General features: G+C 45.1%; 19 protein-coding genes. 5 read left to right on the forward strand and 14 right to left on the reverse strand.

What is annotated here, in order from left to right; genetic code table 11:
• Nucleotides 1-52: 52 nt before the first annotated feature.
• From MARME_RS00145 to MARME_RS00155, 3 genes are all read right to left on the reverse strand, one after another.
• The gene (locus MARME_RS00145; RefSeq protein WP_013659241.1) at nt 53-1,372 is read right to left on the reverse strand and encodes a TRAP transporter large permease; all 1,320 of its coding nucleotides are present in this window, start codon (nt 1,370-1,372) and stop codon (nt 53-55) included.
• Nucleotides 1,373-1,375: 3 nt separating this feature from the next.
• On the reverse strand, nt 1,376-1,924 hold the full coding sequence (locus tag MARME_RS00150; RefSeq protein ID WP_013659242.1) for a TRAP transporter small permease subunit: 549 nt from the start codon (nt 1,922-1,924) through the stop codon (nt 1,376-1,378).
• Between the two features lie 123 nt (nt 1,925-2,047).
• Nucleotides 2,048-3,073 (reverse strand): TRAP transporter substrate-binding protein, encoded by a 1,026-nt coding sequence (locus tag MARME_RS00155; protein ID WP_013659243.1) that lies wholly within the window; start codon nt 3,071-3,073, stop codon nt 2,048-2,050.
• A 739-nt stretch (nt 3,074-3,812) separates the two neighbouring features.
• Here MARME_RS00155 and MARME_RS00160 point away from each other — a divergent pair.
• A complete protein-coding gene (locus MARME_RS00160) occupies nt 3,813-4,757 on the forward strand; it encodes a LysR family transcriptional regulator (protein ID WP_013659244.1) in 945 nt (314 codons plus the stop codon).
• Nucleotides 4,758-4,814: 57 nt separating this feature from the next.
• On the opposite strand, the gene MARME_RS00165 is transcribed toward MARME_RS00160, so the two are convergent.
• Nucleotides 4,815-5,735, reverse strand: coding sequence for a LysR substrate-binding domain-containing protein (locus tag MARME_RS00165; protein ID WP_013659245.1), 921 nt, complete (start codon nt 5,733-5,735; stop codon nt 4,815-4,817).
• A gap of 91 nt (nt 5,736-5,826) precedes the next feature.
• Between MARME_RS00165 and MARME_RS00170 the strand changes: the two genes are divergently transcribed.
• Nucleotides 5,827-6,024: a hypothetical protein gene (locus tag MARME_RS00170; protein WP_013659246.1), complete on the forward strand. Its 198-nt coding sequence runs from the start codon at nt 5,827-5,829 to the stop codon at nt 6,022-6,024.
• Between the two features lie 185 nt (nt 6,025-6,209).
• Nucleotides 6,210-6,887 (forward strand): GntR family transcriptional regulator, encoded by a 678-nt coding sequence (locus tag MARME_RS00175; RefSeq protein ID WP_013659247.1) that lies wholly within the window; start codon nt 6,210-6,212, stop codon nt 6,885-6,887.
• 78 nt (nt 6,888-6,965) lie between these two features.
• Here MARME_RS00175 and MARME_RS00180 read toward each other — a convergent pair whose 3' ends face one another.
• Together MARME_RS00180 and MARME_RS00185 are read right to left on the reverse strand one after the other, a co-directional pair.
• A complete protein-coding gene (locus MARME_RS00180) occupies nt 6,966-8,300 on the reverse strand; it encodes an NAD(P)/FAD-dependent oxidoreductase (RefSeq protein ID WP_013659248.1) in 1,335 nt (444 codons plus the stop codon).
• A 62-nt stretch (nt 8,301-8,362) separates the two neighbouring features.
• The gene (locus MARME_RS00185) at nt 8,363-8,782 is read right to left on the reverse strand and encodes an MAPEG family protein (RefSeq protein WP_013659249.1); all 420 of its coding nucleotides are present in this window, start codon (nt 8,780-8,782) and stop codon (nt 8,363-8,365) included.
• A 124-nt stretch (nt 8,783-8,906) separates the two neighbouring features.
• Here MARME_RS00185 and MARME_RS00190 point away from each other — a divergent pair, with 124 nt between their 5' ends.
• Nucleotides 8,907-9,344, forward strand: coding sequence for a MarR family winged helix-turn-helix transcriptional regulator (locus tag MARME_RS00190; protein ID WP_013659250.1), 438 nt, complete (start codon nt 8,907-8,909; stop codon nt 9,342-9,344).
• Nucleotides 9,345-9,435: 91 nt separating this feature from the next.
• Here MARME_RS00190 and MARME_RS00195 read toward each other — a convergent pair whose 3' ends face one another.
• The 3 genes from MARME_RS00195 to MARME_RS00205 form a co-directional block, all read right to left on the reverse strand.
• Nucleotides 9,436-10,689, reverse strand: a complete 1,254-nt coding sequence (locus MARME_RS00195; protein ID WP_013659251.1) for an NAD(P)/FAD-dependent oxidoreductase — start codon at nt 10,687-10,689, stop codon at nt 9,436-9,438.
• A gap of 62 nt (nt 10,690-10,751) precedes the next feature.
• Entirely contained in the window at nt 10,752-11,699 is a 948-nt protein-coding gene (locus tag MARME_RS00200; protein WP_013659252.1) for a 4-hydroxyproline epimerase, read from the reverse strand.
• Nucleotides 11,687-12,649 (reverse strand): dihydrodipicolinate synthase family protein, encoded by a 963-nt coding sequence (locus MARME_RS00205; RefSeq protein ID WP_013659253.1) that lies wholly within the window; start codon nt 12,647-12,649, stop codon nt 11,687-11,689. Before MARME_RS00205 ends, MARME_RS00200 begins: the two co-directional genes overlap by 13 nt.
• Before the next feature lie 263 nt (nt 12,650-12,912).
• Here MARME_RS00205 and MARME_RS00210 point away from each other — a divergent pair, with 263 nt between their 5' ends.
• Complete coding sequence (locus MARME_RS00210; RefSeq protein ID WP_013659254.1) at nt 12,913-13,674, forward strand: SPOR domain-containing protein; 762 nt, start codon at nt 12,913-12,915, stop codon at nt 13,672-13,674.
• Nucleotides 13,675-13,847: 173 nt separating this feature from the next.
• Here the strand turns inward: MARME_RS00210 and MARME_RS00215 are convergent, their stop codons facing one another.
• The 5 genes from MARME_RS00215 to gabT all read right to left on the reverse strand — a co-directional run bounded on the left by MARME_RS00215 (nt 13,848) and on the right by gabT (nt 20,346).
• Nucleotides 13,848-16,862 (reverse strand): fimbria/pilus outer membrane usher protein, encoded by a 3,015-nt coding sequence (locus tag MARME_RS00215; RefSeq protein WP_013659255.1) that lies wholly within the window; start codon nt 16,860-16,862, stop codon nt 13,848-13,850.
• A 21-nt stretch (nt 16,863-16,883) separates the two neighbouring features.
• Nucleotides 16,884-17,645, reverse strand: a complete 762-nt coding sequence (locus tag MARME_RS00220) for a fimbrial biogenesis chaperone (protein ID WP_041647720.1) — start codon at nt 17,643-17,645, stop codon at nt 16,884-16,886.
• A 105-nt stretch (nt 17,646-17,750) separates the two neighbouring features.
• Complete coding sequence (locus MARME_RS21240; RefSeq protein WP_190273415.1) at nt 17,751-18,164, reverse strand: DUF4402 domain-containing protein; 414 nt, start codon at nt 18,162-18,164, stop codon at nt 17,751-17,753.
• Nucleotides 18,165-18,241: 77 nt separating this feature from the next.
• Nucleotides 18,242-18,835 (reverse strand): DUF4402 domain-containing protein, encoded by a 594-nt coding sequence (locus MARME_RS00230; RefSeq protein ID WP_013659258.1) that lies wholly within the window; start codon nt 18,833-18,835, stop codon nt 18,242-18,244.
• 230 nt (nt 18,836-19,065) lie between these two features.
• Nucleotides 19,066-20,346: a 4-aminobutyrate--2-oxoglutarate transaminase gene (gene gabT, locus MARME_RS00235; RefSeq protein ID WP_013659259.1), complete on the reverse strand. Its 1,281-nt coding sequence runs from the start codon at nt 20,344-20,346 to the stop codon at nt 19,066-19,068.
• Nucleotides 20,347-20,435 lie beyond the last annotated feature (89 nt).

Below are 20,435 nucleotides of genomic sequence, written 5' to 3' on the forward strand. Positions count from 1 at the left end.
AGGCAACGCCGCTTTGGTTTTCAAATTACTGAGGAGATTAGACTGAAAGTCGTCATCCCATCACTTTGTTCGGTAACCACATTACTAGGTCTGGGAAACACATACAGATAATCAACACGAGTAGCTTGATTAATACGAACGGTGTTACTGAGCGGTAGATATCGAGCATGGTCACTCCTGGTGGAGCAATGCCTTTGAGATAGAACAAGGCAAACCCATAGGGCGGTGTTTGTACTGCAATCTCGATGTTAAGAATCATCAAGATACCAAACCAGATCGGGTCGAATCCAAGTGATACGGCAATCGGCGTAAAGATCGGTGCACACATCAGGACGATGATGAACTCATCGATAATAAAGCCCAGTAACAACATGATGATCTGGAACATGATGATCACCATAATGGGCGGCAGGCCGAGATCCTGTGTAAAGCTGGCCACCATATTCTGTACGCCCATCAGCAGATGGAAGTTACTGAATACCGTTGCACCAAAGATGATCCACATAGCGACACTGACCAAAAGTGCTGCCTGAAATCCGGCTTTCTGCACCATTCGCGGTTTAAAGCGTTTGAACAGAATCGCTAATAAAATGGCGCCAACAACACCAATCGCGCCCGACTCGGTGGGCGTTGCGATTCCCATTATGATACTGCCGAGTACGGCCACAATGAGCACCAAAGACAAAAGACCGTCACGACCTACAAGGAGCTTCTCTTTGGTGGTCGGTGGCGTTTCTGGTACCACATCGAGTGGGGCTTTCTTTGGGTTCAGCTTACATGAGATAACGATGTAGGTGATCAACAACACAATGGTGATTAGCGCAGGCACCAAGGCGGCAATGAACATGCGACCAACTGAGTTTTGGGTCGATGATGCGAACATGATCATAGGAATGCTCGGCGGAATAAGAATCCCTAGGCCACCACCGGCCATGATGACTCCCAGTGCTAGGCGTTTATCGTAACCGCGTTCGAGCATCGGGCGAAGTGCGATACTTCCCGAAGTCATGATGCCTGCCCCGATGATGCCCACCATGGCCCCAATCATTGAACAAACAATAACGACACTAATTGCCAGAGAGCCGCGTACTTTACCAATGATTAGCTGACTGGCATTAAACATTGCGTCGCCAATGCCTGAGCGTGTGAGCAATTGTCCCATGTAAATATACAGAGGAATCGCGAGCAGGATAAAGCTAAAATGCGTGCCTTCAAGTGTTGTTGGGATCACGTTAAACAACGCATCGCCCCACGTTATGTAGCCGATCGCCATAGCGATACCACCAAGTGCAAAGCCCACTTGAGCACCCAGTGCGAAGGTCACTAAAATACAGACAAGTAATACGCCTGTTAATACTTCAATACTCATCATGATTTAGTCTTCCTCGTCGATTATGTCGAATTCTGGCAAGAGTGTAGTGCCAGTACATACGTGGTATGCGTCGCGCATCCAATCGCTTGAGAATTGTAATATCAGCATCACACTTGCAACGGCCATCATGACCCAGTAGTGGTGCATGTGAGGTGCCCATTCGCTTTGGCGACGGTAGTTGTATTCAATCGCTTCCTCGAATTTACCAATGCTCATTTTTAGAACAATGGCCATGAAGAAGATCGCCAAAGCAAACGAAAGCAGATTAAAGATACTGCGGACACGAGGAGAAACTTGGTTGTAAAGGATATCGACATTAATATGAGCGCGTCGCTGTTGCGCGTACGCACCACCCAAAGCGGCGATATAGCCAAACATAAAGAGTGAAAGGTCGTATGCCCAAATGGTCGGCTTATTCAGGAAATAGCGCGAGAATACTTCGAAGGCCACGACAAATGCCAGCATAGGCATTACATAAGATACTGATTTTCCTGTAAATTCCACTACTTTGTGGACTACAAGACAATAGCTGCGTATCGCTGCTGTTATCATGGAAATTACCTCAGGGGATGAATGAAAAAAGGCGAGTTTAGGGAAGGCGTTAACCTTGTAAACTCACCCTGAGTCGTGCTTAGAACCTCTCGGCTAGACACCGAGAGGGAACACAATATCGACTTATTGCTCTTTGCGCAGGATGTCGATTAGCTGCTTGCTGTACTTGTCTTCGGCTGCGTACTCATCCCATAGACCTGCACCTGCTGCTGCCCATGCTTCACGGTCAGAGGCACTTGGCTCTGGGCTCCACTGAAGGCCTTTTGCTTCCATTTCAGCAACGGCTTGTGATTCCCAAAGCTTAGACTTCGTCATTTGTTCTTGAGCATGTATGGTTGTCGCTGCTTTAACAATGGCTTTCAAGTCTGGTGTCAACTTGTTCCAAGCGTTGCGGTTAACGATGATCGGCAACACTTGTGCGCCTGCTAGAGGCAGTTTGTACATGTATTTAGCCACTTCAACATGGTTACCATCGCGGTGGTCAATCATGTTAGAACCGATAGAACCGTCGATAACACCTGTTGAAAGAGAGGTGTAGATTTCAGACCAAGCTAGAGAAACCGGTGATGCACCTAGGTTACGTAGGAACTTACCGTAAGCGCCTGGCGCACGGATTTTCAAACCTTTGAAGTCTTCGATAGACGTAATTGGCTTCTTGGTGATGATGTAAACCGGTGGCTGAATATAAGGGTCAAGCCACACTAAACCTTGTGAGCCGTAGGCTTCGGTTAGAACCTTGCCCCATCCTTTTTCGTGGAACAGTGTAGAAAGCTCTGCGACATCGTCAGTTCCGCCTGGAAGACCGATTTCGACAACACCTGCAGGAAGTTCACCTGCGTGCATAGATTGGAATGGAGCACCCATGGTCACTAGGCCCGTTTTGGTTGCGCCTAGGATGCCTGATGTACCGACGCCTTCGCCAGAGTAAAGAACTTGTACTTTGATGCGACCATCAGACATTGTCTCGATGTTCTTCGCCAGGTTTTCGTATACTGCACCGAACGCTGTACCGCGTCCGTATAGGTTTGCGAAACGCCAATTGTGATCTGCTGCTTGAGCTGCAGTTGAAGCAACTGCACTAAAACCTAATGCTACGGCAAGAGAGCTCGTAACCAAGTGCTTCTTTAGTTTTTTTACTGTATTGAGCATGTGTTACCTCGTGATAATTTTGTATTTAAAGGATTACTTCATCCTCGAAGTGGTTTCCTTAATTCGATCCTTTCAAAAAGGCGGATTCTGTTAAAGCGTATGAAATCTACTTAAAGTTTTATCAGCATCAAACAATCAATTTCCAATAAAAAGAGTCAATAAATCAGAATGATAGAGCACCATAACTGATCTCTGAGAGAGGATTAACGCACCTAAACAGTGCTTTATGATTGATTTCATTAGATGTTTAAGTGGAAATAGGACAAATCATAGGTGTTCGTTTTATATGCATTTTTTTATCATAATCACCGTAATAGCACATATCGAGATAACGGTGGATCAATAAAAGCCAAATTAACCTGTTCGATTATGGTGCAAAACTATCATGCCGCCCTCTTTTTAATCTTTTTCTTTAACCCATAAAAAAAGCCCGCAGACGTAAGCCTACGGGCTAAAACAAAAGACTGCTGAAAGACTTCAGAAGAACAATGCACGTTGGTCTAAAGAAGTGTTGTCGATGGGAAGTTACACAGAGCATCGTGCAAATCGACGTTATACAAGGTAAAGAAGGTTTCAGTTTGATGAAAGCCAATCTATTCAACTTAAAGTTGTGCTGGAATCGAACTAATATTTAATTTTTGATAGGTATCATATTTTATTAGAGGTATTCTAATAGCTTAAGAGGTAAGGCACCTGTTATTTGGTAAGTTTATTAAGGCTAGTTTATTAAGGTAAGCTGATGAGCGCTAAAAGTTATTCACTTGGCCAAGTAGGCGATTACGAGATAAAACAACTGAAAGTGTTTAAGACCGTTGTGGATTGCGGAGGTTTTTCGGCCGCCGAAACGTCGCTCAATATCGGTCGATCGACCATCAGTTTGCACATATCTAACCTCGAATCTCGATTAAACCTTGTACTTTGTAAGCGGGGGCGAGGCGGTTTCTCTCTCACCGAAGAAGGTGAGATTATTTATGCAATGACTGAGAAGCTATTGGGGACGCTGGATGCGTTTCGCTCAACCGTTAATAACCTGAATTCCAGTTTAACTGGCTCATTGCGTATCGCCTTGTCTGATAAAGTAAGTTTAGACCCTCGCAGCCGCTTCCCTGAGTTGGTTCATCATTTTTCTGTTGAAGCGCCAGAGGTTTCTATCACCACAAATGTTGCTTCGATGAATAACATTGAGCGCATGATTCTAAATGATGAGGTTGATGTCGGTTTTATCCCCTATCACCGTAAATTGGACGGTCTGGATTACATCCATCTTTATAGCGATACCTGCTATCTATACGCGGCTAAAGATCACCCTTTGACTCGTATGTCTGAAAGCGAACAGTTAGAAAGCCTTGATTTGTTTCAGGCGACGCACGGAGGCTTGAAGCCCCATCAAGGTGTCAGTGAACATTTAACTAAGATGAACTTGTCTGCAATTAGCTACTTTTACGATAGCCGACTGGCGTTAATTTTATCTGGGCAATACATTGGTTTTTTACCAGAAAAGTATTCTGCGCCTTATGTCGAAGCGGGCGATATTCAAGCCATAGCCGTCAATGAACGTTTTTATGATTTGGGCATGGCGGTTGCTACAAAGAAGACCGCGCAGCCAAGTAAGCCTAGAGAGTTGTTTTTGCAAACCATTAGGCAAGTGTTTAATCAAGAAGAGCTTGATGCTGCGCCCTATTAAAGTGGCGTAATATCTGTCTGTTGAGGCTATTGTGTGATTTTCTGCAAAGGTCTAATTTTATAGTTTCGTTGGGCTGTATGGGTTTAGTATGTTTCCCTCGCTTTCTTGCTGTATCCATTTCACAAAGGCATTGATACGCTCAAGCCTCGGTGACTTTTTTGAATGTGCTAAGTAAAACGTGAGAGGTTCGGCGAGTGGAAGGTCGAATGGCTTCACAAGTTCGCCTCGCTCTAGTTCTTCTTGAACCATAAATTCGGGGCATAAAAAGACGCCATGCCCTGCTTTGACTGCACTGATACCCATATACCAAGAGCTGACCTCTGCCCATAAATGTTCTTTCCCCGCAATGGTTAAATCGTATTCCTTGCCCCACTGAGACCAGCTGTATTCGGGTAACGTTGTTTGAATGAGCCAACAACATAGAAAATCTTCGATGTCTTTAAAACCGATGCGTTGAAACAGTTCACGAGAACAAATAGGTACAATAGGAGAGGTAAGTAATATTTGATTTTCTGTATCCTCTCTTAGTATTGGATCGTTATAGATAGATACGTCTATATCGCCTGACTGTAGGTCTGGTAGCTCTTCTGCTGAAAAGAGCCTGACCGTAATATTGCTGTGCATGTCGGAGAAACGCCAAAGTCTTGGCATAAGCCATAGTGAGCTGATACTTTGCAGACCATATACCGTCAGGCTGCCAGCCATGGGTTCGAGCTTCACACTGTTTAGCCCCTGTTCAATTTGTTCGAATCCTGAGCTTAAGTGGTCCGTGAGTGTCTTTCCTTGGCTGGTTAGCAGCATTTTTCGACCTGATCGATAGAACAAAGACACGCCAAGGTATTCTTCCAGCAATCGTATTTGCTGACTGACCGCCGCTTGCGTAACCGACAGCTTACGCGCCGCATCGGTATAGCTTTGAGTTTCGCTGGCGACCACGAAGTAATGGGCTGCTTTTAAATGTGCTAAACGAGTGCTCATAAGATTATCTAATAGTATTGTTTAGATTATAACGTTCGTTTTTACGCCTATTTCCTCCCAAAATAAAGCTTAATTATTGAGGAGGTCTATTATGTTGACGTTATTTTTATGGTTAAACCAGAAAGTGTTAGATCGCTATAATGCCTATTTAGAAAGTCAAAAGCGCTATAAAGAAAAGCTAAGTATACGTGAAGCACAGCGGGCCGCAGATGCACTTCCTGATTATTTAAAACGAGATATGGGCATTGCTCCGTATGGTGAAAGGCTTTCAAAGGATAAGAAAATTTGATTTCTAAGGCGTTGATTATTCAACATGTCTGCTCACTCTCGCCTTGATCGGCTGTTTCTCTGATAAGACGGAAGTTCATAAGACTTATTCGTACCTTCCCTAGTGGGCTCTTATGGCTAACGACTCTTTCACGTATTATGATGGAGGCAATAAAGCATCGTTTGAGTAGTGTAAGGGGATAGTCGTTGGTTCAAAAGAGAGCGGTCGTTCGTCAGAGTTTACCCGATTTGATTGTGTCAGATCTTCGCAAACGTATTTTATCCGGAGAGCTGGCTGAGGGGTGCTTGATTCGACAGGAAATGCTCGCGGAAGAATACGATGTTTCCCGTATGCCAATACGAGAGGCGCTAAAGCGCCTTGATGCAGAAGGGCTGGTGGTGTTTCAAAATAACCGAGGCGCCACGGTCACAAAGCATACGCTGGAAGAAATAGCTGAGATTTTCGATGTACGAATTCTATTGGAAGCGGATCTGTTTCGGCGTGCGATTCCAAACATGAAAAACAGTGACTTTCATCATTGTCAGAACCTACTTGAAGAAATGGACGAGTCCTACTCCGCTGGCCGAGTCGCCGATTGGGGGCCGTTAAATAGTCAATTTCACAGTGCTTTATATGAGGCTGCAGATCGTACTTTGACAAACAGTCTATTGGAACGAGTGAGCCTTCAAGCCAATCGCTATGTTGCCTTGCACATTGATCTACTCAATCATACCGACAGTGCACGTTCAGACCACACAACACTGCTTGAGCTTGCAAAAAACGGTCAGGTGGAAGACGCAGTGCAATCTCTGACTTCCCACCTAGAAAGTACGAAGGAACAAGTATTGGCGTATGTGGAGCGTACACGTAAGTCGAGTGACTGAGCACGGCACTCATTCTTATAAAAATAGACTGTTATAAAAGGCAAAAACACGCTGTACCTATCGAATGACTTTCATAGGTTACAACCATGTTCTCGCCGCTGGTGAGAGTATAGAAGACAATGGGTTTTCTTTTCCCTCCATCTGATCAGCAAGAATATTGGCGGTTGTCGGTCCAAGGGTAAAGCCCTGATGCCCATGACCGAAGTTGAACCAAAGACCTTTATGGTTCGGTGCGGGTCCAACGAGCGGTAGCATGTCTGGCAAACAAGGCCTAACCCCCAACCATTGTGGTTCTTGCACCTGTTCCTCAAGATTAAGTAAATCCCGAATGGCCACTTGTCCTCTGCGAATCTGCTTTGGGTCAGACAATGAGTTTAGGCTAACCAGTGCTGCCCCTGAGGTGAGCCTTACTCCTTTTGTCATGGCCGAGGCTAAGATGCCATTTTCAACATCTAAAAAAGGCACTCGGGGTAATGACTTTGATGCGAAGTGAGCATGGTATCCGCGTTTGTAAATCATTGGGATTCGATACCCAAGTGGTTTTAACTGTTCTGGAGAGGTGTGTCCAAGACAGATAACGGCATGCTGTGCTTCAAGGTTGCCTTCTGATGTCTCTAGAACGCGCCAGCCTTGCTGAGTTTGTGATAGTTTCTTCGCGTCGCCTTGGACTATTTGCCCTCCTCGTTTGAGAAATAGACTCGCGTACGCGTTAGTCAATGCGCCGGGGTCGCTGCAACTCCAGCTGTCTTGCCAGTGTATGGCACCTGCTGGCGCGCTTTTTAGAGCGGGTTCTTCGTTTTTGTATTGGTGCCCGTTAAGAATGCGGAAGTTGCGACCATATCGTTCCTTTATTGTGGTCGCATGCTTTGTCGCTTTCTCTAGTTTTTGCTCGTTGCGATAAACCAGAAACAGTCCGCTTTTACGGATAAGATGGGTTGCCTCGCTTGCCTCTATGAGTGGAGCATGGTCTTGAGTCGAACGAGAGGTCAGTTGGGAATAGGTTTGCGATAGCGCTTTGTGAGTATTCACTTTCGAAAACTGGTTATATAAGGTGAGTGCTCTTCGCATCGATAAGACGCCGCTCATTGTCCACACAACATCATTTGAACGTTCAAATAGATACGAAGCAAGCGTCGGAAAGTCTTGAGGTAGCGCATAGGGTTCGGCTGCCTCCGTCTGAATAATGCCCGCATTGCCATAGCTTGCCTCACGTCCAGGCGAGCCTAGCTCGACGACAGTCACGTTAAAACCTGATTCCTGAAGCGCAAGAGCGGAGGTAATGCCAACCATTCCTGCGCCGAGTACGATAATGTGATCTGTTTTGACTGAATGCATCTTGTTCTTAGCTTCGCTAGATATATTGGTAATGGGAGCGGCGGCTTGGGTTACTACGAGATCGTATTCGTATCTCACAACCTTATATATTTCATGTTCGGTTGTGAGATAACGATGTATTTCATTATTCTAGTTGGTATCTATGCAAATATGAGTTTCTCAAGGACTAACCAAATTACATAGAAATTTGCAGTTAAAGATATTAGATAAAAATAGGTCCGCGGGCTAGGGTTCTTTTCTGTAGCGATTAGATAGTACAGCACCATATGTAATATTCGGGATATGACGTAAACCCATAAGGCTGCACTTAAAGAAAAGGCATCAACACCAATAAATATCGCGATAAAGGAAGGTATGAATATCTGTATCGCGTTTTCTAATGAGTTTTGATGAGTTCTATGACTTCGAAAAACAAAAGAATCATGCTTTAAATTTGCACCTAAAGTACCAGGTGGTAACTGTTGCTTTTGATGAGCGACGGTCGCGATAGTCGCTTGTAGAACAATCACTAAAATAAGTGCCATTTGAGCTGATACTGCGATTGAATATGAATCAAACATGAGCGGAGCCTCGTTGTTTAGTTTAATTAAATTGTGCACAATTTAATTGTGTAAACTATTATTGCGCAAATTTCAGTTTTATCAAGTATATTTAATAGAAATATTTAGAATTGATGATTATCTGATGAAAGAGAACGACGCCTTGCTCGATGTAGAGAACCAAATATGCTTTGCTATATATACAACAAGCAACGCAATAATGAGGACTTATCGTCCTTTGTTAGAAGACTTAGGGTTAACTTATCCTCAGTACATTACCATGCTTGTAATCTGGAAAGATTCCCCTATCAGTGTGAAAAAAATTGGCAATAAACTGAATTTGGACTCAGGAACACTAACTCCACTGTTAAAGAGACTTGAGCAGAGAGGATTAGTGGATCGTGTTCGGAATCAATCTGATGAACGTATTGTCGAAATTTATTTAACTGAAGAAGGTAAGGACTTAAAGAAAGCGGCCCAGTCTATCCCTGAAAAATTCGCTTGTGCGTTAAAAGTAGATTATGACGAGGCCAATCAAATTCTCGCTCTTCATCGTTCGTTATTTGAACGGCTATCAAGTTAACTGGAGCAAATAGAAAAAAGTTACTTCTATACTGATTTAATTAAGGCCATACGTTAGGCAAGTGGAAATCATGAAGACCTGAAGCCGTCTGCTAGGATCTAAACCTTTTTATCGAGTATGGATCAACGGGAATATCCGGCGTTTTATTCATAATAAGATCTGCTACGATTTCGGCGGTGCCGGCAGACTGGGTTAAACCTAAATGGCCATGGCCAAAGGCATAGACAACCTTGTTTGTGTCGGTCGCGGTGCTGATCACGGGTAAGCTGTCTGGCATAGACGGCCGAAATCCCATCCACTCCTTACCCCCTTGAGTATTGATTTCTGGAAGAAAGTGAGCCGCTTTTTGTAAAAGCGCTTTTGCCCGATCGAAGTTCGGTGGAAGTTCCAGTCCGCCCAGTTCGACTGCGCCACCGACTCTTAGTTCTTCACCGACTTTTGTCACGACAAAGCCATGATTGCTAAACGATAAATGGGTTTTCAACTCGAAGTCACTATTAGGCAACGTTGTGTTGTATCCTCTTTCTGTTTCTAGAGGCAAATTGTCACCGAGTTGCTTGCAGAGTGTGTTCGACCATGCGCCTGAAGCGATAATGACTTTATCGCTAGAAAGTGTTTTTCCCACACATTGAATATCTACATGCTGATCTTTTAATGAGAGCCTGCTGACCGAGGTGAGTTCGATTCGTCCACCCATTTTTAGAAAACGGTTTGCTAAATGTTGTGTCCACTCTTTTGGGTCACACACGTTACTCCAGCGCGGAGTAAAAGCGCCGTGAGTGAAACTTGAATGAATGCCTGGCTGTATCTCTGCCAGTGCATCGGGTGAGGTCAATAGATCAAATGCAACACCGTGCTCTTCTCGAGTTTGCCAACCGCTCAGGCTATTTTCATATTCTTTTTGCCCTTGGTATAGCTGCAATTGCCCTTCTCGTCGGATAAATACTTCACCATTTGTCTTTAGAATTTGACGTTCTAAAGCTGATTGAGAATGCGACATAAGGCTGGCTTGGCTGGTTAATGCGTGCTGGTATTTATCTTTCCAGCTGGCGCGCCAAAACCGCATCATCCACGGTGTAATCTTAAGAGCGTAAGCCGGTGGAATAGACAAAGGCCCAAGAGGGTCGAGTAGCCATTTGGGGGTTTTTCTCATAATGCCGGGCGTTGCCAGTGGGATCACGTCGGAAAATGCAAAAGCCCCTGCATTCCCCGCTGAAGTTTCACTAGCAACGCCTTTTCTATCTAAAACGAGTACTTGTAGGCCTTTTGATTGCAGCTCCAGCGCACAGCTTATACCGATGATTCCCGCGCCAATGACGATGATATCTGGCTTCTCTTTTTTCATGTACGCATCTCAAGTTATTGTTTAGAGAATTTCTGTATCTGTACCTAAATCAACATTTACGTTTAGACGTTGACGCCTAAACGTAGTGGATCGTCCGGGTTATCTACCATCATGGCTTCTTTAGTAACGAATGCTTGCCCGCATAGTTTGGGAACAACGGAAACGGATGCTTTGTTCTGTTGTTCACTTAATTGGTAGCTAAGAGTATAAGAGCTGCCAATAATGCTTTCTTGAATAATATCAGTATTGGGCGCTAGTTTGTCGTCGGCAGCGAGGCAGGCTAAGCGAGCAGAACTGCCAGTCCCACAAGGCGAACGATCGTAAGCATTGTCTGGGCAAAGGACGAAATTACGGCTGTGTCCGTGTGTTGTCAGAGCCGGACCATAGAAAATGATATGATCTATGATTCCGCCATTCTCACCTTCAAGATGATTGGCGTAAAGCGTCTCACGAATGGCGATGCCTGCTTCGGTGAGCGCCCTAATATTATCGGGCTTAACGTCAATTGGGCTGTCATTGATGATAAAGAACCAATTCCCCCCCCATGCAACGTCTCCGATGATTTTTCCAACGCCTGGCACAGTTAGCTCAACTTGGGTTTGGTATCGATAACTGTCTATATTGGTCACGGTTACGGTGTTTTTGTCACGGAGTTCGACTTCGACAATCCCCACAGGTGTCTCGATTTTGTGTCTGCCAACGCCGATTTTTCCCATATGTGCAAGCGTTGCCGCCAGCCCTATTGTACCGTGGCCGCACATGCCGATGACTGCGGCGGCGTCAAAGTAGACGACACCAGTAACGCATTCTGCATTTGTCGGTTCGACAAGAAGCGCTCCTACCATCGCTTCTTGTCCGTATGGTTCCGTCACCAGAGGTCGATAAAAGTCTTCATGCTCGATAGCAAGTTTACTTGCGCGTTCTGATAGCGGCCCTGTACCGAGGTCTGGCCCGCCTTTTGCGACCACTCGCGTTGGTTCGCCTTCCGTATGACTGTCTATGACAAGCATTGCGATATCACTCCTCCCTGGCTTATCCAGTTTTGGTACCAGGCTCTGAATAATTGATATTGATTTTCACAGTAGTGGCGTTGCGCTGGTGATAATTCATCCGTTTCGTTGAAGTGTAGGCGATATTCTTCCTCACCATTAAGAACGAGCAAATATTTAAAAAATAATACGAGTTCAGGGCCTTCGTCAAAGCTGGCCAGTACGGAGAACGCTTCTTCTAGCTCTTGGGCACGGCGTCGCGCTTCTGCATTGCCTTTCGCTGCCAGTTTAGAAAGTGCGGCTAGCACAAGCACTTCTTTTGGCAGCGCGGTTCCAATACCTGTGATCGCTCCGACCGCATCACAATTGACATAGCCGTGATAAACCGCCGTATCGACGCCAATCATGAGAATCAGATCTTGGTCCTTCGAAGTGATATTTTCGGCCGCATAGCGCATGGCTTCTTTACTCCCAAATTCTTTGAAGCCGACAATATTTGAGTGATCCTTTCTGAGCTCAAAGAACAAGTCCGCCTTCGTTTCAAAACCATAGACTGGACTGTTGTATATGATTGCAGGAATATCTGGTGCCGCGCTCAGAATGGCTTTGAAGTGATTACGTTGTGCGGCGATGACAGAGCCTCTAGAAAGAACACGGGGTATGACCATTAACCCTGCGGCTCCGACACGCTGGGCATGTTCTGCAAGTGCCACCGCTGACTTACTGTTTATCGCCCCTGTGCCGACAACAACTGGGATGCCTGCATCTATCAAGCGTTCTACCCCGATCATGCGTTCTTCGTCCGTTAGCAGAGGCCAGTCGCCCATAGAACCGCAATAGACAACGGCGGACATGCCTGCCTCGATCATTTCTTTGCCTTTTTTAACTAGCCCGCTGTAGTCGGGCTTTCTGTCGGCAGTGCAAGGTGTCATGAGTGCGGGCATAACGCCATTAAAGATTTGAGTGTTCATCTGGTGACTCCTGCTACATTAAGTACGCTATGAGACTTCGCTTGCGGTTTCAGGCAAAGATTCCTCTATGAATGTCTAGAGGAAAATATGTATATTGGATACAAAATATATCTTTCCATGTGCATTGGTCAATACTTGATCTAATTTTGTTCGACCTTTATTGACTGTTAAATTGCGTAACTTTGAAGAAATTGTTGGCGTATTCAAAGGACAAGCCTTTGTTTATTAGCGTATTATTAAGCGTATTGAGGGAGAGAAATAATATGAAGTTAAAAATATTCTCCATTGTTTTCTTAACGAGTGCGATTTGTGCTTGCAGCACTCAAAAATCGGCTGATGTAGCCGATGTGATGACGAACGAGCAACTGGAAGCGAAGTTATTAGAGCAGCAAGAAGAATGGAATGCGATGAAGCCTCAGCTTGAGCGAATATTGGCGCTTGAAGCGGATCTTAAACTTTTGGTTGAAGCCTTAGATACTGTTCCAGAATCATCCGAGGCGTTAACACAACAAGCCACTGCATCAAGAGAAGCTCAACAGGCGTCGAGCGATGTTCCCATCCTGCCAAGTACAGCGTTAATTGACATTGAAAGTGCGGAAAGTGAGCCTTCGAGTGATGCTGTCGTTACCGACGTTGTTGAACAGGATGAGAAGGCCATGGCGGATGAGCCGAGTACGAAAAGTGCGCAAGCGCTAGGGCGAAGTAAACCGATTTTAGTACAGTTCTTTAACGAGCCTAAGGCAAATGATAGCGCGGTGCCATCACAACCATTTGGTGTGCAATTGGCTGCGTATTTGTCATTTTCTCAAGCGCAAAAAGCGTGGCCTAAGCTACAGACGAAAAATGCCCGTCTAATTAAAGGTTTGAATCCAGTGATTGCTCATTCTGTTATTAGAGACCGTGATTTCTATCGCTTGATCGTTGGACCGATAGTAAAGCGGTCCGCTGGGAAAGCATTATGTTCACAATTAAAAAAGAACAATCAAGACTGTCTGGTAACACGGTTTAGTGGAACGGCGCTTTAATCATCGCTTAACAGTGAGATAACTTTTATATGAGTATGATTGTGAATGACGGGGAAGCCATTGAGCTTCCTCTTCATCTTAATATCTCGCTCCTCACCTTAATATCTCGCTCTTCCCTCTTCTTCCTTTTTAACTTTCAACGATTAAGTCTCGGTTTGTTCCTTTATTCTAGATTATTGCCGCACGATATCGCGTACCGTACATGAAGGGCTGTTTTCATTGCCACTGCTATTGTCGTTTCGAGTACGGTTTCGAAGTATGGAACACGCCGCTTCTGCATTTTGCTTGGTTTTACTAAAACCGACGTATAAGTCAAATACGCCATTGTTGTTTAAGTAGAAGTAAGAATAGTCTGCCAATTGTGGATGGGCATTGCGCAAGAGTGTCCAATAGCTTCGAAGAGACAGAACACTATTAAATTGACCAAGGTGTGCGCTATATCCGTTGCGTTGATAGGCTTTTCGAAGTACTAGATCGACACCTTCAATAAATTCTGTTCCCATTTCCTGAGAGACTTCAACTGACGAACCTTTTGTTAGAAGGTATTGGTTGGTGTCGATAAACGCTTGCGCGACTCTCACGGTAAAGGCTTGTGGAGGCAGTTCCGCGATAGCATAATAGCCATCAAACTCACTGATTGCGGTCTTTATAACAACGCCTTGTTTGTTAACGACCTCTAGTGGAACGTAGGCAAGCATGCCTTCTGAACCATCTTTTCTATACTCTTTAACAAACCCCTCTACTTCACGGGCAATAACGATCGGCAAATCAACCGATTGTAGTGTTCCTTTTCTTGGCGATACGGAAACACCGGCGCCACTTCTTATCATATAAGGGTTCGGCAGAGTTGTTGTATCTACATCAATATCGGTTTTCTGGAAAACAGGCAATGCGGCGAGCACCGCGATTCCTTGTTCATTGGTCTTGGCTTTGCGCACACTTTGTTTACTCTCCACAGTGACGCCTTTTAATAAGGGCTCATTTAGGTCGTATATTCCATTATGGTTCTGGTCGTGAAACACTCGCGCCGCAACCGATCCTGCGCGGGTGAGCGATTTACTGGTTGTAAAGGCCGCTTTATCAGCCACACCGAAACTAAACTGGGCAATAAGGCGAGCTGACCATTTTGTTAGGTCGCTGTAGGATAAATTGGAGCTTATAGAAAACTCGTTGGGCTTCCATTTTACGTCGAGGCTTGATTCGTTGTTTTTGGTGCTGATGTTTCGTTTATACGCAATTTGAGCTTGAATATCTTCACCAAAGGCCCGACTTATCGCCGCGTTGACGGTGTTAACCCTCATACTGGGGTCGATGTTGTAGTCTATCCCCCCCTTTATCGTGTATATATCGTAGAAATCGCGCGCTTGGAGTGATCCCGTCGCGTAATCGTTATCGCCAAAGCCCCAAGAGATCTGATTGGTAATAGGCACATTAAACAATCGGGTACCAATGCGATTTTGCAGTACATAGTCTTCTGAAGCATTCGATTTTATTCTGGAAATGCGTTGAGAGTAAGACAGGTTTAAGTTTGAAAATGCGCCAGAGATAGAGGCTTCTTGCGTGGTTGTCTTGGACTCGACTGATTCGTCCGTTAGTGTTTTCTCTGTACTGTGTATGAGGTTAACTGCTTGGTTTGCTATTTTACTGGAGAGCTGCGTTTTTTGTTTATAAGCACCGTTGTCGTCTTCGAGATAATCCAAGGTAAGCAGTGCTTTGCCGAAAAGCGCGAACGTTGAATTGTAAGCGTTTTGATTTGCTTGTTCCGTTGTCTCTTGATAGTGCTTAGTGCCGGCTTGGATATTCCACCAATCCGTTACGGACAACTTCACTAATGCATTGATTGCCAGTGCCGATTCTCCGCTGTTTTGTGACGAATAGTGCTCAAACAGTCTTTGGTTTTCTTCAGCGATGGTAATGTCGTAGTTAAGACTTCCTGCACCTTGACCTGCGGCGCTGACATAGTAGAACTTTTCTTCACGCTTTATTTGCCCTTGTGGCCCGTAGAAAATCAACTCAATCTGGTTATCACCGAACTCCAGTGGCACATTGGAAAATGTATAGTGTCCATCGGAAGATGAGAGTTGGCTGGCGACCAGTAGCTTATTGCGGTAAACCTCAATGTCCCAATTGGGTTGGATGTCACCTTCTAGGTTTATCGTGTTGTCACTCTGAGAGTGGTACAATGGACTGTTGTTTACTCTTATTCCGACGCCAGACTGCGTGCTTTCTAAAGGGCTTATGTCAGTGGTGGATAGATCGCCCACTTGAATTTCTGTTGCTGACAGTGGCCCTAACAAGGATGCGCTTTTATCCTGTCTACTGGCATTAAATCGTGAGGTTGTGATCTCTTTGTTTTGGTCGATGGCTAAAAAGTAGTTGGTACTGAAATACGCGAGATCGTTAGCGCCTTGCATAGAAAGCGAATACTTTGAGTCTTGGTTATGCGCCGCAGATGCGCCAAGTCTAAGGTCTAGTAGAGGCTGTGTGACCGATGAGTACTCGAATGCCTGTAATGGAAAGATGGATCTATTTTGATAGCTATTTAACCCTTCTAAACGCGCTTGTCGTGCTAGCCTTTCTTCTAATGGAATCGGAATTTTGGAGGATATGGTCGCGTTGAGTTTTTGGTAATTAATGTTGAATTCAATGGAAAATAAACGGGCGAGCTGAGTGCTTTCTATGTAAATATCGTCGTTAATCTGTACCTCTTCTTGCGGGATAGTGCGTAATGTTTCGCCAATTTTGACTGTAAATTCGTTTTCCCTTTGAGTCAGCTCGAAGTGATTGTCAGGTGTTCTAACCCACCCTGTCGCCAGAACTTGCAGTGTGTTTTCTGTTTCAGCGTCATCAGTGTTAAAGAGTACGTCATCGTTCACTGTTATTGGAAAATCCAACACGTTTGATACGTCACTCAAGGACATCATCGCGCCTGCCGGTGATTTGATCGCAATCACGTCACCCAGTAAATATTTGCCAAGTTGAAGCTCAAAAATGAGCTCTTCTCCGACGGGGATACTCACTGTGTCTTGTGTTTCTTCGACTTTTTGCTTTAAATCGGGTAGCGTTTCCTCGCCCGATTCGATTGCCTGATAACGGTTTTTTAATCGCTCGAAGGCATCGTTATTTGCGTAAGTCTGCGTCGAAGCTAACCCAACACAGGTTAGGCATAAGATTGTCCATATTCTCATTAAATTGATTTTCAAAAAAGGTTATTGTCGGGCTGCGTTTCGCACGATTGCATCTGTGATTTCAATGCTTCGGCTGGCTAACAATCTGCCCGCAAACTCTTGTTGTCCTTCGTAGCGTACTTCAAGAATGCCTGCTTCTAGTTTAAAGTCTTTCCAATATAGCTCGGCGTTTGTAACTGGGGTTTCTGGATAAAAGTTAAACCCATTAAGCAAACCTACTTTCCTACGCGCACCATTCTTAGGTGTCCAATAGGCGACTAGACGCCCCGTCGCACTGTATTTGTCTTTGTGTGCGAGTCTCACTTTTACAAAAGTTTGTCCGGTTTCTTTTTTCGTTGTGATGGAAACGTTTTGGATAGCAGGTTGAACGGATACCGTGCCATTACGGTACATGACGGGAATGGAGTAGCTCAAAAGCAGGTTTATGTTTAAGCTCATTTGCCCCTGAGCAGCGGGTGCTTTTTGAACGGGCAATGCAACAAATTTTAAATGTGAGCGATACTCGCCTTCGCTCAACTTGCCTTTTTTACGTAGTAGTAATTTTATAGATTGGCTTTGGCCTGCTGGAATCGTGACTTGTTTCGGACTTATTCTGACGATTCGTTCTAACCCCGAATATTGCTGTTTCTCATTTTCAGTTAATTCCCTGTAACTTCCATTCGGTAATGCGACTTTTTGTGTCCACTCGATGCGGTAGCTTCTGGATAGGTTACTTGAGTTGATTAAAGTCACTTTTGCTGAACGGTCACGGTCTCCTAAAACAACCCGTGTTGGCGAAATCATAAGGTCTGCAAGTAGGCTGCTACAGAATGAAAGGGTCAGTATTGAAATAAGGAGCTTAAGCATAAGAAAAATAAAGGCTATGTGGCGTTAATGGTTAAATTCGGGCTAATAATTAATAGAAATCCGGTAAGTAATTGAATAATTCGTATCTCCATAATAGCCCGAGTTTCCCGAGGTCGTGAGCGTGCCTCCAACGTAGAAGGACGCGCCTCCTGAGGAATCTGTCGTTATGACAGCAGGTACACTGAGATCCGTTAAAGTAAACTGCTCGACGGTATATCCTGTGCTGGAACTGTTAGGTGTAGTAACGCTGCTTGATAAAAAAACACGTTGGTTATTAGGGTAATCCGTTAAAATAAATTCGGCTCTTGTAGGCTCTGTAATAGGGAAGATGCCACTAGAATACGAGACATTACCATTGTAACCGACAGACAAGCTTTGGGCGCTGCTGTTTGACGCGACAACAACCGTTCCGAAGTCCAAACTGGACGACTCCGTTACGTCCGCATAAGTACTCAAAGGAGTACTTATGCTCAAAGCAATGAAGGCCGCAGATAGACCGGCTCGCTTTTGACTACGCATCTTCAACAAACGTATCAGTAGTCTACCGTGATTGAGTAGGTACCGGTATAGCTGCCATCATCATAAGCGCCGTCGGTTGCGCCTGTTCCAGTGGTCAGAGTTGCACCTACAGCGAATGTTACTGCACCAGTAGAGTCTGTTAGTAAATTTCCAGCGCTGTACGCTGTACCGTCACGAGGGCCGCTGGTAATGGTAGCTTCAAACGTATCGATTGAGAACAGACCGTCGTTCAATGTGCTTGTTAGCGTGATTGCGGATGACGGTAATGTAATCGTTAGGTTGGAGCTTGGTGCAGCACTGTCGATAGTGAATACGGCCGCATTTCCGGCTGTAATGACGCTGATCGCCGCCGCGGTAGAATCCGTGGACGTAGGGTTGTTGCTGGTTCCATCGGAACTAATTTGCAGGGCGGCTGTTTCCGTGCCTGCTGTATCGCCTGTTGCCCTGATTGTCCCGAAAGACAATGCAGTTGTTTCTGATAAGTTGAACGCATTCTGAACGGTGACAGAGGCATTACCCGTGACTGTTTCTGCGGCCATTGCGATGGACGAAGAGACAGCTAAAACACCAATGGTTAGCGCTTTTGCAAGTCTAATATCATGAATCATATAATCCTCCTCTCGGATTTATAAAACTGCACATACTTTATCGGCGATAGAAATAATAACTTTAAGCGATTAAAACAATTCTATTAAAAATAGTCACTTAATAAACGAAACAAAAAAGCCACTATTCAATGAATAGTGGCTAAGCTGCAAGGGGAGGCCTTGCAAACGGAAGTCTAATTTACGTCGGTTTTACGTAAATTGCTTGCTTAAAGCAGATAAAGATACTGCGATTAAACGAGTTCTTTAAGGCATTCTTTGAAGACAGTCATACCTTCATCAATTATTTCCATTTCTATCGTCAGAGCAGGCAAGAAACGGATAACGTTACCGCGAATACCGCAAGATAAAAGAATTAGGCCCTTTTCTGCTGCTTTAGCAGTCAGCGCTTTTGTCAGTTCAGGGTTCGGTTTGCTCGCTTCGCCGTCATTAACGAATTCCATTGCGATCATGGCACCGGTATTACGTACGTTACCGACTAACTGCGGGTATTCTGCTTGAATGTCTTTTAAGTGAGTCATGAAGCGCTCGCCGACGGCAACCGCACGATCCACTAGCTTTTCTTCTTCAATAACATCAAAGACAGCGAGGCCCGCGGCACAACCAACTGGTGAGCCACCGTAGGTGCCACCTAAACCACCAGGTAGTGGCGCATCCATAATGTCAGCTTTACCGACGACAGCAGCGAGAGGAAAGCCACCAGCAATGCCTTTCGCTGCTGTCATTAGATCGGCCTCAACTCCAGCGTGTTCGTGCGCAAACATTTTACCTGTACGGCCAAAACCTGATTGAATCTCATCTAAAATCAACAAGATACCGTGTTCATCACAAAGAGTACGCAGGGCTTGTAGAAATTCTGCTGGTGCTTGATAGAAGCCGCCTTCACCTTGGACAGGCTCAATGATAATGGCTGCAACACGTGATGGTTCGATATCACATGTGAAACGCATCTTTAGTTCTTCAAGAGACTGCTCTATTGTGACGCCATGGTATTCATTTGGAAATGCAACATGGTAAATTTCATTCGGAAACGGACCAAAGCCCGCTTTGTAGGGCGCTACTTTACCAGTCAGCCCCATTGTCATGTTCGTACGGCCATGGAAGCCACCGTTAAAGGCAATTATGCCTGAGCGGCCCGTATAGGCACGTGCGATTTTTACGCAGTTCTCAACCGCTTCAGCGCCGGTAGTGATAAAGATAGATTTTTTAGGAGTGTTACCAGGGGCCGCTTCGTTTAGCTTCTCTGCAAGTGTCACCGCAGATTCATATGGACTGACCATGACACAGGTGTGTGAAAAGCGTTCAACTTGCTCTTTTACCGCTGCAACAACTTTAGGGTGGCTATGCCCTGTATTACATACCGCAATACCCGCACCAAAATCGATATGGCGTTTGCCTTCTACATCCCAAACTTCAGCGTTAACGGCACGCTCAACATAAACGGGCGCCATGTTACCCTGACCACGAGCGATAGCAGCGACTTTGCGCTCTTGTAAATTTGCGTTAGTTGTCATTGTATTTCTCTCTAAATAGTATGCGGCGCGAATGGGATCGTGCCGCGTATCGTGTCTACTTCACACCGGTATGGTGCGCTGTTTTTAAA

It is taken from the genome of Marinomonas mediterranea MMB-1 (assembly GCF_000192865.1).
GTDB classification, from domain to species: Bacteria; Pseudomonadota; Gammaproteobacteria; order Pseudomonadales; family Marinomonadaceae; genus Marinomonas; species Marinomonas mediterranea.